At 64.1% G+C, this 1,162-nt stretch carries 1 pseudogene; it reads right to left on the reverse strand.

Annotation, left to right across the window (positions count from 1 at the left end):
- Positions 1 to 1,100: pseudogene (locus tag ABE505_RS17055) on the reverse strand (IS3 family transposase); the annotation flags it as partial.
- Positions 1,101 to 1,162 lie beyond the last annotated feature (62 nt).

Genomic DNA, 1,162 nt, shown 5'->3' on the forward strand with positions numbered 1-1,162 from the left:
CGCCGCATCCTTGGGTTGTGGCGCCGCTCGATGTATTCGAACACATCGGCCCTTGCTGCATCGAGTGTCGGGTACGTTGTGCGGTAGATCCGTTCGCGCTTGAGCACGCCGAAGAAGCCTTCGCAGGCGGCGTTGTCGCCGCAGTGGCCGACGGCGCTCATCGAGCAGATCAACCGGTTGTCCCTCAGATAGTTCTGGTAGTCGCGGCTTCGAAATTGACTGCCCCTGTCCGAATGCAGGATCGCTGGGGCGCTACCCTGGCGCTGCCAAACCGCCATCTGCACCGCCCGAATGACCATCTGCCGACCCTGCCGGTGGTGCATCGACCAGCCCACGACCCGCTGGTCGAACAGGTCCAGCACGATGCACAGGTAGAGCTTGCCTTCGCCGGTCCTGAGCTCGGTGATGTCCGTCACCCACTTGGTCTCCGGCTCCAGTGCGGTGAAGTCGCGTTCCAGCAGGTTGCGTACGCCTGGCGGCGTCAGTGTCTGCTGAGCGCGTTGACCGCGACGCTTCGGCCGCGGCCAACCCTGCAGGCCATCGACCGCCATCAACCGGGCCACCCGGTTCAGGCTGGCCGACTCGCCTTCATCGGCCAAGTCTTCATGCATGCGAACGGCCCCCAGGGTGCCCCGGCTGTCCTCGTGCAGTTCACGGGTCCGCCCGAGCAGGCGCTGGTTGTCGAGCTCACGGCTGCCGGGCAAGCGCTTGCTCCAGTCGTAGTAGCCGCTGGCCGATACCTTCAGGCAGCGGCACATCAGCCGAATCGGAAATTCGTCGCGGCAACGTTCGATCACCTGATACCTCAGGATGATCCCTTGGCAAAGAACGTCGCCGCTTCTCGCAAAAAATCCCGTTCCTTCTTCACCCGGGTCAGTTCGCGCTTGAGCTGCGCCAGTTCCTCGTCACGCGGCGTTCCGGTGCCGCCAAAGGCCACCTTGCCCTGGCTCTGGGCTTCCCGCTTCCCGCTTCCAGCGGGTCAGCAGGTTGTCACCGATCCCCAGTTCCCGCGCCACCTGCGCGCAACTGACGCCCGGCTGGCTGGCTTGCTCAACCGCACCACGCTTGAACTCCGCACTGAACTTCCTTCGCTTCGACATGAACACTCCTCACGGCCTCGATCGGCCTTCTCGTAAGTGTCCGGGATAACGGGGGTGAACCC

It is taken from the genome of Luteimonas sp. TWI382 (genome assembly GCF_039674545.1).
In the GTDB taxonomy this organism is placed as follows: Bacteria; Pseudomonadota; Gammaproteobacteria; order Xanthomonadales; family Xanthomonadaceae; genus Luteimonas.